General features: G+C 69.3%; 11 protein-coding genes. 9 read left to right on the top strand and 2 right to left on the bottom strand.

Going from position 1 to position 13022, the window contains the following annotated elements:
• Positions 1-130: 130 nt before the first annotated feature.
• Positions 131-574, bottom strand: coding sequence for an SRPBCC family protein (locus ACWIHT_RS12940; RefSeq protein WP_406452405.1), 444 nt, complete (start codon positions 572-574; stop codon positions 131-133).
• Positions 575-742: 168 nt separating this feature from the next.
• Here ACWIHT_RS12940 and ACWIHT_RS12935 point away from each other — a divergent pair, with 168 nt between their 5' ends.
• From ACWIHT_RS12935 to ACWIHT_RS12920, 4 genes are all read left to right on the top strand, one after another.
• Positions 743-1789, top strand: coding sequence for an Rv2578c family radical SAM protein (locus ACWIHT_RS12935; RefSeq protein WP_456167401.1), 1047 nt, complete (start codon positions 743-745; stop codon positions 1787-1789).
• Between the two features lie 139 nt (positions 1790-1928).
• Complete coding sequence (locus ACWIHT_RS12930) at positions 1929-3509, top strand: alpha/beta hydrolase (protein WP_456167399.1); 1581 nt, start codon at positions 1929-1931, stop codon at positions 3507-3509.
• Positions 3510-3575: 66 nt separating this feature from the next.
• Positions 3576-3974 carry a RidA family protein gene (locus ACWIHT_RS12925; RefSeq protein ID WP_456167397.1) on the top strand — a complete coding sequence of 133 codons (399 nt, stop codon included), beginning with the start codon at positions 3576-3578 and terminating at the stop codon, positions 3972-3974.
• Between the two features lie 41 nt (positions 3975-4015).
• Positions 4016-4549, top strand: coding sequence for an N-acetyltransferase family protein (locus tag ACWIHT_RS12920; RefSeq protein ID WP_456167395.1), 534 nt, complete (start codon positions 4016-4018; stop codon positions 4547-4549).
• A gap of 5 nt (positions 4550-4554) precedes the next feature.
• On the opposite strand, the gene ACWIHT_RS12915 is transcribed toward ACWIHT_RS12920, so the two are convergent.
• On the bottom strand, positions 4555-5130 hold the full coding sequence (locus tag ACWIHT_RS12915; protein ID WP_456167393.1) for an adenylosuccinate lyase: 576 nt from the start codon (positions 5128-5130) through the stop codon (positions 4555-4557).
• Positions 5131-5469: 339 nt separating this feature from the next.
• Here ACWIHT_RS12915 and ACWIHT_RS12910 point away from each other — a divergent pair, with 339 nt between their 5' ends.
• From ACWIHT_RS12910 to ACWIHT_RS12890, 5 genes are all read left to right on the top strand, one after another.
• A complete protein-coding gene (locus ACWIHT_RS12910; protein ID WP_456167391.1) occupies positions 5470-7275 on the top strand; it encodes a 3-hydroxyacyl-CoA dehydrogenase family protein in 1806 nt (601 codons plus the stop codon).
• A gap of 148 nt (positions 7276-7423) precedes the next feature.
• Positions 7424-8233, top strand: coding sequence for a TetR family transcriptional regulator (locus tag ACWIHT_RS12905; RefSeq protein WP_200711542.1), 810 nt, complete (start codon positions 7424-7426; stop codon positions 8231-8233).
• A gap of 418 nt (positions 8234-8651) precedes the next feature.
• Complete coding sequence (gene ccrA / locus ACWIHT_RS12900) at positions 8652-9995, top strand: crotonyl-CoA carboxylase/reductase (RefSeq protein WP_456167388.1); 1344 nt, start codon at positions 8652-8654, stop codon at positions 9993-9995.
• A 17-nt stretch (positions 9996-10012) separates the two neighbouring features.
• Positions 10013-12052, top strand: coding sequence for a protein meaA (locus ACWIHT_RS12895; protein WP_456167386.1), 2040 nt, complete (start codon positions 10013-10015; stop codon positions 12050-12052).
• On the top strand, positions 12049-13020 hold the full coding sequence (locus tag ACWIHT_RS12890; protein WP_456167384.1) for an HpcH/HpaI aldolase/citrate lyase family protein: 972 nt from the start codon (positions 12049-12051) through the stop codon (positions 13018-13020). The genes ACWIHT_RS12895 and ACWIHT_RS12890 overlap by 4 nt, the downstream gene beginning before the upstream one ends.
• Positions 13021-13022 lie beyond the last annotated feature (2 nt).

The following is a 13022-nucleotide window of genomic DNA, read 5'->3' as shown; positions in this document are numbered from 1 at the left end:
CGCTTTAGGCGACAACTGCGAGCAAGCGTGACGAGTTACGGCGTACGCCCGGCTCGAACGGAGATCCACTCGAACCGGTGAGGGAAGCCCTCAGGGCGTCAACGCGCCCTGGGGGCTTGGCCCTTGGGGTCTACTTCTCGACCTCGGTGGCGAGCTTGTCGAGGACCAGGTCATAGATGCGGCCGAGGCCCTTGGGGGCGAAGGTGCGCTCGAAGAAGCCGCCGATGCCGGTGGCGCCGTTCCAGGTGCTGGTCACGACGACGCGGGACTTGCCCTCACCGGCCGGGGTGACCCGCCAGGTGGTGACCATGGTGGAGTTGCGGTCCTTCTCGACCAGTTCGCCGTCGGTCGGCTCGCCGACCTCCAGCAGGCAGTCGCGGACGCGCTTGCTGGTGGCCTGGAGCTTCCAGTGGACGAGGGTGCCCTCGCCGTCGCCGCCCTCGCGCACCTCGTACTCGCTGAACTGCTCGGGCAGCAGCTTCGCGCGCGTGCCGGTGTAGTCGGCGAGGGCGTCGAACACCTTCTCCGCGTCGGCTGCGACGACCCGCTCGGTGGTGGCCTCGACCTGCGCCATTTCGTTCCTCCAGGACTTGCGTTCTCGGGGTCGGGGCAAGCCAACCACCCCCGCACTCGGTCACCCAAATCGGGGTGCCCCAGGGCGTCGGAAGAGGTAGGGAATGACACTTGCACAGTAATTCGAACAAGTGTTTCACTCGGGGGGCAGGCCTACCTAGGAGGCGTCATGCGCTGGGAGAACCTCACCCTGGAGTCCGACGGCCACAGCCGGACGGCCGACGTAGCGCTGTTCGGCGCGGACGCGGTGACCACCCGTACCTTCGACACGCCCGAGTTCCGCGGAATCACCTTCCACGAGGTGCGGGCCCGCTCGATCATCAACCGGGTGCCGGGGGCCTCCCGCATGCCCTTTGAGTGGACGGTCAACCCGTACCGGGGCTGCTCCCACGCGTGCGTGTACTGCTTCGCCCGCAAGTCGCACAGCTATCTGGACCTCGACACCGGCCTCGGCTTCGACTCGCAGATCGTGGTCAAGGTGAACGCGCCCGACCTGCTGCGCCGCCAGCTCGGTTCCCGGCGCTGGCTCGGCGAGCACATAGCGATGGGCACGAACGTCGACTGCTACCAGCGCGCGGAGGGCCGCTACCGGCTGATGCCGGGCATCCTGGGCGCCCTGCGCGACCACGCGAACCCCTTCTCGATCCTGACGAAGGGCACCCTGATCCTGCGCGACCTAGACCTCCTGGTGCAGGCCTCCGAGGTCACCGACGTCGGCATCTCGGTCTCGGTCGGCTTCACGGATCCGGCGCTGTGGCGCACGGTCGAACCCGGCACACCCTCCCCGGAGCGGCGCCTGGACGCCGTACGGACCCTGACCGAGCACGGCATCGACGTCGGCGTCCTGATGGCCCCGGTGATCCCCTTCCTGAGCGACGACCCGGCCCAACTGCGCGCCACCGTAAGGGCGATAGCGGCCTCCGGGGCGACTTCGGTGACTCCCCTGGTGCTGCATCTGCGGCCCGGTGCCCGTGAGTGGTTCATGGCCTGGCTCGGGCAGCACCACCCGCATCTGGTGCGCCGCTACGAGCGGCTGTACGCGGAGGGCTCGTACGCCCCGAAGTGGTACCAGCGCCGGATCACCCGTCAGGTCCACGACCTGGCGCAGGAGTACGGCATCGGTCCCGCGCGCGCGGGGATGCCGCGCCGGATTCCCGAACCGGCGGACCCGGTCGACGAGCCGGTGGGCGAGCCGACGCAGCTCTCGTTCATCTGAGGGCGTTCGAGCGCATCCGGCGGCCCAATTGGGTCAAGTATCGGCTGAACAGGTTCCTCCACCCCGGCTTTTCGGGACTATGCGGCGAGGACCGACCGCGAGAACCGTGGTCCACCGCCTCTCCGTCCTGGGAGGACTCATGAGAAAACGCGCAGCCGTACTGTGCGGTGCCGCCGTCGTCGTGGCCGGGACGGTCACCGCTCTCCCCGCCGACGCGAGCACCACGCATCCCACGACCACCGTCCAGGCGGCGAAGCTCAGCTGGAAGAGCTGTGCCACCACCGACTATCCGACGCTCCAGTGCGCGAGCGTCAAGGTGCCGCTCGACCACGCGAACCCGCACGGCACGCGGATCACGCTCGCCCTGTCCCGGGTGCCGCACACCGCGAAGACGTACCAGGGGCCCCTGCTGGTCAACCCCGGCGGCCCCGGCGGCAGCGGACTGACCCTCGCGGGCTTCGTGGCCTCCTCGCTGCCCAAGGCGGTGGCGTCCCAGTACGACGTCATCGGCTTCGACCCGCGCGGCGTCGGCAAGAGCACACCGGCCCTCGACTGCGAGCCCGGGTACTTCAACCCGGTGCGCCCCGACTCGGTGCCGAGCACCCCGGCGCTGGAAAAGGCCAACCTCACGCGCGTGAAGGCCTACGCGGCGGCCTGCGGCAAGAAGTACGCGAGCGTGCTGCCGTACATCAACACGATCAGCGCCGTGCAGGACATGGACTCGATCCGGGCAGCGCTCGGCGCCAAGAAGATCAACTACTTCGGCTACTCGTACGGCACCTACCTGGGCGCCGTGTACGCCAAGCTCTTCCCGGAGCGCGTGCGCCGCCTGGTGCTGGACTCCATCGTCGACCCCACGGGTGTCTGGTACGACGACAACCTCGGGCAGGACTACGCCTTCAACGACCGTCAGCAGGCGCTGATGGCGTGGATCGCGAAGTACGACTCGACGTACAAGCTCGGCACCGACCCGGCCAAGATCGAGGCCAAGTGGTACGCGATGCGGAAGGCGCTGGCCAAGAAGCCGGCGGGTGGCAAGGTGGGCGCCTCCGAGCTGGAGGACACCTTCATCCCGGGCGGGTACTACAACGGCTACTGGCCCTACCTCGCCGAGGCGTTCGCCGCGTACGTCAACGACAAGAACGCCGATCCCCTGGTCGAGGCCTACGACAACTTCGCCGCGATCGACGCCTCCGGGGACAACGGGTACAGCGTCTACACCTCCGTGCAGTGCCGTGACGCGTCCTGGCCGCGCGACTGGAACCAGTGGCGCAAGGACAACTGGGCGGCCTACGACAAGGCGCCGTTCATGGTCTGGAACAACGCCTGGTACAACGCGCCGTGCGCGTTCTGGCCGACGAAGTCCGAGCAGCCGATCAACATCGCCAACGGCAAGCTGCCGCCGGTGCTGCTCTTCCAGGCGACGAACGACGCGGCGACCCCGTACCAGGGCGGCGCGACGGTCCACCAGCTGCTGGCCGACTCCAGCTTCGTGGTCGAGGAGGGCGGCGGGAACCACGGCATCACGCTGAGCGGGAACGCCTGCCTGGACAAGTACCTGGCGACCTATCTGACCGACGGCACGGTGCCGCGCGGCGGCGGCGAGGTCGACGCGGTGTGCCAGAAGACGCCCGACCCGAAACCGCTGACCACGGCGAAGTCGGCGACGAGCACGGCACACGGTTCGACGCTGCACGGGTTGCTGGGCTTCCGCGGCTGAGCACTCCCTGACGGCCCCTCGGGGGCGGGAATCCTCGTTGTCAGACCCATGGTCCACCATGGACGCATGAGTGAACTGACGAGGATTCCCGCCCCCGACGGCGTCGCCCCCGCGACGGCCTACACGCACGTCGTCATCGGCACCGGCCGCTTCGTCGCGATCTCCGGCCAGCTCGCCCTGGACGAGGACGGCAAGCTCGTGGGCGAGGGCGACGCGGCGGCCCAGGCCCGCCAGATCTTCGAGAACCTCCGCCGCTGCCTGGCCTCGGCGGGCGCCGGCTTCGACGACGTGGTCAAACTGACCTTCTTCGTCACGGACATGGCGTACATGCCGGCGATCCGCGCGGCCCGCGCCGCCCACATACCCGACGACCGACTCCCGGCCGCATCGGCCGTGCAGGTCGCCGCGCTGGTGCGGCCGGAGTTCCTGATGGAGATCGAGGCCTTCGCGGTGATCGGTGAATAATCAGGGGCCGACCCGGCGGCCGAGTCCTTAGGGTGCCCGCCATGGACGATGCCGACCCCCTCCAGATCCGCCCCATGGTCCTCGCCGACTGCGACCGCGTCTCCGAAATCCGTGTGCTCGGCTGGCAGTTCGCGTACCGGGGCCTCATGCCGCAGTCCTTCCTCGACGCCCTCAGCGCGAAGGACGACGCCGAGCGCCGCCGGGCCCGTTTCGCGCGGGGCGACGGCAGCGTGGTGAACCTGGTCGCCCAGCGGGGCGAGGAGATCGTCGGCTGGGCCGCGGTCGGGCCGTACCGGGACGGTGAAGTCCGCACGGGGGAAGCCGAGTTGTACGCGATCTACCTCGACCCGCACCACCTGAGCACCGGTGTCGGCCGGGCCCTGATGCAGGAGGCGCTGCGGCGGTGCGCGGCCCTCGGTCACGACCGCGTGTACCTCTGGGTCGTCCGGGGCAACGCCCGCGCCCGCCGCTTCTACGAGCGGGCGGGCTTCCGGGCGGACGGGGCGGAGGAGCCGTACGAGGTGGACGGAGTCCCGGTTCCCGAGGTGCGCTACGTGAGGGAAGCGACCGACTGAGCGGCTCAGCGCTGCCGGGGAATCCGCCCCAGCGCGTGCACCGCCGCCTCCGCCAGTGCCGGGTGGGCGAGGGCGTCGTTCAGGACCGGTCTGGCGCGGGGGTCGCCCAGTTCGCCGAGGCCCTGTACACAGGCGAGGGCCACGCGGCGGTACGGGTCGTGCGGGCGCAGGCGTCGCTCCAGGGTGGTGATGAGGGCGGGGACGGACTCGGGGGCGCGCAGGTCGGCCAGGAGTCGGACGGGGTGGAGGGCGTAGGCGACGCGGAGTTCGTTGGTGGCGAGGGCGGCTGCCGCGCGGGCGGTGCGGGGGTCGTCGAGGCGGGCGAGGGCGTACGCGGCGGAGGCGCAGCGCGGTGGGTCGCGGTGGTTGAGGAACAGGACGAGGGACTCGAAGGCCCGCCGGTCGCCCGCGAGGCCGAGCCGGAACGCGGCCAACTCCCGGGCCCAGAGCGGTTGTCCGACGGCCGTGAGCACCTCCGCCAGCTCGTCGAGGTCACCGGTCGCCGCGAGGCGCTCGTAGGACCCCGTCCCACCCGACTCCTCCCGTAAGCGCTCCGTGAGTGATCGCAACTCTTCGTCCATGAAACCGAGCCTATGGGGGTCGCGGGACAGACGGGACCTACATCACAAACTCCGGGGGCTGGCGCGCTCGTTACCCACCGGTTAAGCTCAGGTGAGCGAGTTACCCACTCGTGTATCTCCTTGCGGTGGCCTGGTGACGCAGCCATCGCGAGTGCAGTCGGTTCGGCACCTCGTGTGCCGCAGTACGACACGGCTTGGGACAGGGCCGGTCGGAACTCTCAACTCGCCGGGCGTGTGCGCTCGTTGCCCGGCACCACCCGCACTCCTTCTCGCACCCCGTGCGCCCCTCGGCGTACGGCGCGCGCTCCCAGTCGTCACCCTCATTCCAGGAGTCCCGCGATGGCAGCTCCCCTGTCCGACGCTCCCCTGTCCCCGTTCAAGACCATTGCCGTCGTCGGTCTCGGCACCATGGGCACCGGTATCACCGAGGTCCTCGCCCGGGCCGGCCGCGAGGTCGTCGGCATCGACGTCAGCGAGGCCGCGACCGCGCACGCCGTCGCCGCCCTGGAGACCGCGACCGCCCACGCCGTGCGGCGCGGCCGGCTCACCGAGCAGGAGCGCACCGACGCCCTGGCCCGGGTCCGCACCTCCACCGACCTGAGCGCGGCGGCCGACGCCGACCTGGTCATCGAGGTGGCCCCGGAGTCGTACGAGATCAAGCACCAGATCTTCCGCGAGCTGGACGGGATCGTGCGTCCCGGGACGATTCTCGCGACCGGCACGAACGCCCTGTCCGTCACCCGGCTCGCCGCCGACTCGGCGCGGCCGGAGCGGGTGCTCGGGCTGCACTTCTTCAACCCGGCGCCCGCGATGAAGCTGGTCGAGGTGGTCTCCTCGGTGCTGACCGCGCCCACCGCCGTCGCCGCCGTCACCGAGCTGGCGATCGAGCTGGGCAAGGAGCCCGTCGCGGTCGGCGACCGGCCCGGCTTCGTCGCGGACGGGCTGCTGTTCGGCTACCTCAACCAGGCCGCCGCGATGTACGAGGCGAAGTACGCCTCCCGCGAGGACATCGACGCGGCGATGCGGCTCGGCTGCGGACTGCCCATGGGCCCGCTCGCGCTGCTCGACCTCATCGGCATCGACACCGCGCGCACGGTCCTGGAGGCCATGTACTCCGAGTCCCACGACCGCCTGCACGCCCCCGCGCCGATCCTCAAGCAGCTCAGCGAGGCGGGCCTGACCGGCCGCAAGACGGGCCGCGGCTTCTACTCCTACGAGGCTGAAGGCAGCGCGACCGTCGTGCGGGACGCGCTGACCCCGCCGGAGGGCGCGCGGCTCACCCCGGGCCGTACGGTCCGCTCGGTCGGGGTCGCCGGTTCCGGGACCATGGCGTCCGGTATCGCCGAGGTCTTCGCCAAGGCCGGGTACGACGTGGTCCTCGCCGCCCGCAGCGAGGAGAAGGCGCAGTTCGCCAAGTCCCGTATCGGCAAGTCGCTCTCGCGCTCCGTCGACCGGGGGCGGATGACCGCCGAGGCCGCCGCGGAGACCCTGGAGCGGATCACTCCGGCGGGCTCCTACGACGCGTTCGCCGACGTCGATCTGGCCGTCGAGGCGGTCGCCGAGGACCTGGAGATCAAGCAGCAGCTGTTCGCGACGCTGGACAAGGTCTGCAAGCCGGGCGCGGTCCTGGCCACCACGACCTCGTCGCTGCCGGTCGTCGCGTGCGCCCGTGCCACCTCGCGTCCGCAGGACGTGATCGGCATGCACTTCTTCAACCCCGCACCGGCGATGAAGCTGGTCGAGGTCGTCCGTACAGTGTTGACGGATGTTGACGTCCACTCAACAGTTCACGAGGTCTGCGTCAAGATCAAGAAGCATGCGGTTGATTGTGGTGACCGAGCGGGATTCATCGTCAACGCACTGCTTTTCCCGTACCTCAACAACGCGATCAAGATGGTGCAGGAGCACTACGCGTCTCTTGACGACATTGACGCCGCGATGAAGCTGGGCGGCGGCTACCCGATGGGCCCCTTCGAGCTGCTGGACGTCGTCGGGCTCGACGTCTCCCTGGCCATCGAGAAGGTCCTGCACCGCGAGTTCCGCGACCCGGGCCTCGCTCCGGCGCCGCTCCTGGAGCACCTGGTGGCCGCGGGCTGCCTCGGCCGCAAGACGGGCCGCGGCTTCCGCGAATATGCCCGCCGCTGAGCCTCCCGGCGACTGGTTCGGGCGCGACGAGGACGGCGACGGGGACTGGGGCGGGCTGCTCGGTCCCCCCGGAGGGCCCCTGCCCCTGGCGGGCGGGGGAAACCCCCGACGTGCGCGGCAAGCTGCGCACATGCAGTACGTTCGGGTCATGCCCCAGCCCGCCAAGCCCTCACGTACCGCAGCCGCGCCCGACGCACCGGAGAGTGCCGCGGGCAGTCGTGCCGCCGCCCAGCGCCTCAAGATGCGGCGTGAACTGGCGGCGGCGGCGATGGAGCTGTTCGCGACGAAGGGGTACGAGGCGACCACCGTCGACGAGATCGCGGCGGCGGCCGGGGTCGCGCGCCGGACGTTCTTCCGCCATTTCCGCTCCAAGGAAGAGGCGATCTTCCCGGACCACGACGACACCTTGATCCGTGCCGAGGCGGTCCTCAACGCCGCCCCCGCGCACGAGCACCCGCTCGACACGGTGTGCCGGGGCATCAAGGAAGTCATGCGCATGTACGCGGCGCAGCCGGAGATCTCGGTCGCCCGCTACAAGCTGACGCGCGAGGTGCCCACCCTGCGCGAGGCGGAGATCGCGTCGGTGGCCCGCTACGAGCGGCTGTTCACGCGCTATCTGCTGGGCCACTTCGACGAGCACGCGCACGACGACGACGCCAACGACGACCCGCTGCTCGCCGAGGTCGCCGCCTCGGCCGTGGTGACCGCCCACAACCACGTGCTGCGGCGCTGGCTGCGGGCCGGCGGCCAGGGCGACGTGGAGGCACAGCTCGACCACGCCTTCGGGATCGTACGGAAGACGTTCGGCAGCGGCATCGGCGCCGGCCGCACCACGACCCCCAAGCCGGCCACCGCGATGGTGCACCAGCAGGGCGAGGTCCTGGTGACGGTCGCCCGCACCGACGCCCCGCTGGACGAGGTCATGCGGACCATCGAAGAGGCACTCAGGGACCGCTGAGCCCTTCCGTACGATGTGATGACGGCCACCCTCCGGGGTGGCCGTTTTGGCATGTCAGAGCACCTTTTCACGCACCTTTCAGACCCCGTTCGATCGATCATCGCTCATTTGTTACGTAAAGATTTCACCTGAGAGCGATTCATGGCACTCGGTGCCTTGCGGGGTGACACGCAGTGTCATACGTTGAAGGTGTCCGGGCGGCCGGCGTAGAGAGACCTCTCGTACGTCGGCTGTCCCCGCAACCCACCACTGGGGTGCGCGCCCGGACGCCTGCGTCACAGGCACCCTCCCGCGCCACAAAGCGCTGCCGAAGCACCACCCGCCGAACCGACGGCACCTCTCCACCCACCCTCAGCAGCAGCACCGACGTAACCATCGGCGCCCCTCCCTCAGGGCGCACTTCGCCGGAGGCAACACCGTGACCGTGAAGGACATCCTCGCCGCGATCCAGTCGCCGGACTCGACTCCGGCCGATTTCGCCGCCCTGCCGATCCCCGAGTCGTACCGCGCGATCACCGTGCACAAGGACGAGACGGACATGTTCGCGGGCCTCGCCACCCGCGACAAGGACCCCCGCAAGTCGATCCACCTGGACGACGTCCCGGTGCCCGAACTCGGCCCGGGCGAAGCCCTGGTGGCCGTCATGGCGTCGAGCGTCAACTACAACTCCGTGTGGACCTCGATCTTCGAGCCGCTGTCGACCTTCGGCTTCCTGGAGCGCTACGGCAAGCTCAGCGAGCTGACCAAGCGACACGACCTGCCGTACCACGTCATCGGCTCCGACCTCGCGGGCATCGTCCTGCGCACCGGCCCCGGCGTCAACGCCTGGAAGCCCGGCGACGAGGTCGTCGCGCACTGCCTCTCCGTCGAGCTGGAGTCGAGCGACGGGCACAACGACACGATGCTCGACCCCGAGCAGCGCATCTGGGGCTTCGAGACCAACTTCGGCGGGCTCGCCGAGATCGCGCTCGTCAAGTCCAACCAGCTGATGCCCAAGCCGGACCACCTGTCGTGGGAGGAGGCCGCCGCGCCGGGGCTCGTGAACTCCACCGCCTACCGGCAGTTGGTGTCCCGCAACGGCGCCGGCATGAAGCAGGGCGACAACGTCCTGATCTGGGGCGCCAGCGGCGGACTCGGCTCGTACGCCACGCAGTTCGCGCTCGCGGGCGGCGCCAACCCCATCTGTGTGGTGAGCAGCCCGCAAAAGGCCGACATCTGCCGGGCGATGGGCGCCGAGGCGATCATCGACCGCAACGCCGAGGACTACCGGTTCTGGAAGGACGAGCACAACCAGGACCCGCGCGAGTGGAAGCGGTTCGGGAAGCGGATCCGTGAACTCACCGGCGGCGAGGACGTGGACATCGTCTTCGAGCACCCGGGCCGCGAGACCTTCGGCGCAAGCGTTTACGTCACCCGCAAGGGCGGCACGATCGTCACCTGCGCCTCGACCTCCGGGTTCAACCACGAGTACGACAACCGCTACCTGTGGATGTCCCTGAAGCGGATCATCGGCTCGCACTTCGCCAACTACCGCGAGGCCTGGGAGGCCAACCGGCTGGTCGCCAAGGGCAAGATCCACCCGACGCTCTCCAAGGTGTACTCCCTGGAGGAGACCGGGCAGGCCGCCTACGACGTCCACCGCAACCTCCACCAGGGCAAGGTCGGCGTCCTATGCCTCGCCCCCGAGGAAGGCCTCGGCGTGCGCGACGAGGAGAAGCGCGCCCAGCACATCGACGCGATCAACCGCTTCCGGAACATCTGAGGACACTGAGGTCATCGATGACTGAGCGCCAGAAAGACCGGCCGTGGCTCATGCGCACGTATGCCGGTCACTCCACGGCAGAGGCGTCCAACGAGCTGTACCGGCGCAACCTCGCCAAGGGCCAGACCGGTCTGTCGGTCGCGTTCGACCTGCCGACGCAGACCGGCTACGACTCCGACCACATCCTCGCCCGCGGCGAGGTCGGCCGGGTCGGCGTGCCGATCGCGCACCTCGGTGACATGCGCCGGCTGTTCCAGGACATCCCCCTGGACCAGATGAACACCTCGATGACGATCAACGCCACCGCCATGTGGCTGCTGGCGCTCTATCAGGTCGTCGCCGAGGAGCAGGGCGTCGACATCACCCAGCTCCAGGGGACGACCCAGAACGACATCGTCAAGGAGTACCTCTCCCGGGGCACGCACGTGTTCCCGCCGGTGCCCTCGCTCCGGCTGACGACCGACATGATCTGCTACACGGTCAACCACATCCCCAAGTGGAACCCGATCAACATCTGTAGCTACCACCTCCAGGAGGCCGGGGCCACCCCGGTCCAGGAGATCGCGTACGCGATGTCCACCGCGATCGCCGTCCTGGACGCGGTGTTCGCGTCCGGGCAGATCCCCGAGGACCGCAGGGGCGATGTCGTCGCCCGTATCTCCTTCTTCGTGAACGCGGGCGTCCGCTTCATCGAGGAGATGTGCAAGATGCGCGCCTTCGGCCGCATCTGGGACAAGATCACGCGCGAGCGCTACGGCATCGAGGACCCGAAGCAGCGCCGGTTCCGCTACGGCGTCCAGGTCAACTCGCTCGGGCTGACCGAGGCGCAGCCGGAGAACAACGTCCAGCGGATCGTGCTGGAGATGCTGGCCGTGACGCTGTCGAAGGACGCACGCGCGCGTGCCGTGCAACTCCCGGCGTGGAACGAGGCCTTGGGGCTCCCCCGGCCCTGGGACCAGCAGTGGTCGCTGCGCATCCAGCAGGTGCTCGCCCACGAGAGCGACCTCCTGGAGTACGCGGACATCTTCGACGGCTCCCATGTCATCGAGGCGAAGGTGGCCTCCCTGGTCGAGGAGTCCCTCGCGGAGATCGACCGCATCGAGGAGATGGGCGGCGCGATGGCCGCCGTCGAGTCGGGCTATCTGAAGTCGCAGCTCGTGTCCTCGCACGCGGAGCGGCGGGGTCGTATTGAGTCCGGTCAAGAGAAGATCGTCGGAGTCAACATCTTCAACACGACCGAGCCCAATCCACTCACCGCCGACCTTGATCAAGCGATCCAGACGGTCGACCCGGCCGTCGAGGCCCGGGTCATCGCGTCGTTGCAGCACTGGCGGGACACGCGCTACCAGCCGCCGTTCAACCACCCGCGCCCGTGCAAGGCGCTGGAGCGGCTGAAGGAGGCCGCCAAGGGCACCGACAACCTCATGGAGGCCACTCTGGAGTGCGCACGCGCCGGTGTCACGACCGGCGAGTGGGCCGGGGCGCTGCGGGAGGTCTTCGGCGAGTTCCGGGCGCCCACGGGCGTCTCGTCGGCGCCGGTCGCGGTCCCCGCGGAGGAGGGCTCGGCGATGGCCGGGGTGCGCCGCAAGGTGGATGTGACGGCGCGCGAGATGGGCGTCGGCAAACTGCGCTTCCTGGTCGGCAAGCCGGGCCTGGACGGGCACTCCAACGGCGCCGAGCAGATCGCCGTACGCGCGCGTGACGCCGGCTTCGAGGTGGTCTACCAGGGCATCCGGCTGACCCCGGAGCAGATCGTGGACGCGGCCGTCGCCGAGGACGTGCACGCGGTCGGCCTGTCCATCCTGTCGGGCTCGCACGCCCAGCTGGTGCCGGACGTGCTCGAACGGCTCCGTGTGGCCGGTGCCACAGACATACCTGTCATCGCCGGTGGGATCATCCCCAATGGTGACGCCGAACAGCTGAGGGCTGCGGGCGTGGCCGCGGTCTTCACCCCGAAGGACTTCGACATCACCGGAATCATCGGCCGCATCGTCGACGAGATCCGGAAGGCGAACAAGCTCGACCCCCTGCTCGACCCCTTGGAGGTCCCCGCATGACCACGCCCGCCCCCGTCAACCGGCTTCGCCCGCGGCGCTCCTGTCTCGCGGTCCCGGGCAGCAATCCGCGCTTCCTGGAGAAGGCGCAGGGTCTCCCGGCCGACCAGGTCTTCCTGGACCTGGAGGACGCGTGCGCGCCGCTGGCCAAGCCCGACGCGCGGCACACCATCGTCAAGTTCCTCAACGAGGGCGACTGGACGGGCAAGACGCGGGTCGTGCGCGTCAACGACTGGACGACCGAGTGGACGTACCGCGATGTCGTCACGGTCGTCGAGGGCGCGGGCCAGAACCTCGACTGCATCATGCTGCCGAAGGTGCAGGACGCCCAACAGGTCGTGGCGCTCGATCTGTTGCTCACGCAGATCGAGAAGACGATGGGCTTCGAGGTCGGCAAGATCGGTATTGAGGCGCAGATCGAGAACGCGCAGGGACTCAACAACGTCAACGCGATCGCTCAAGCCAGTCAACGTGTCGAGACGATCATCTTCGGACCGGCCGACTTCATGGCGTCGATCAACATGAAGTCCCTCGTCGTGGGCGAGCAGCCGCCCGGCTACCCGGCGGACGCCTACCACTACATCCTGATGAAGATCCTGATGGCCGCCCGCGCCAACAACCTCCAGGCGATCGACGGCCCCTACCTCCAGATCCGCAACATCGACGGCTACCGCGCGGTCGCCCAGCGGGCCGCCGCGCTCGGTTTCGACGGCAAGTGGGTGCTGCACCCGGGCCAGGTCGAGGCGTCCAACGAGATCTTCTCGCCGTCCCAAGAGGACTTCGACCACGCCGAGTTGATCCTGGACGCGTACGACTACTACACGTCCGAGGCCGGCGGCAGGAAGGGCTCGGCGATGCTCGGCGACGAGATGATCGACGAGGCGAGCCGCAAGATGGCGCTGGTCATCTCCGGCAAGGGGCGCGCGGCGGGCATGAAGCGCACCACCGAGTTCGAGATTCCGGAGGCGTGACC

It is taken from the genome of Streptomyces sp. NPDC002276 (genome assembly GCF_053891435.1).
This window is presented reverse-complemented; position numbering and strand designations above follow the sequence as displayed.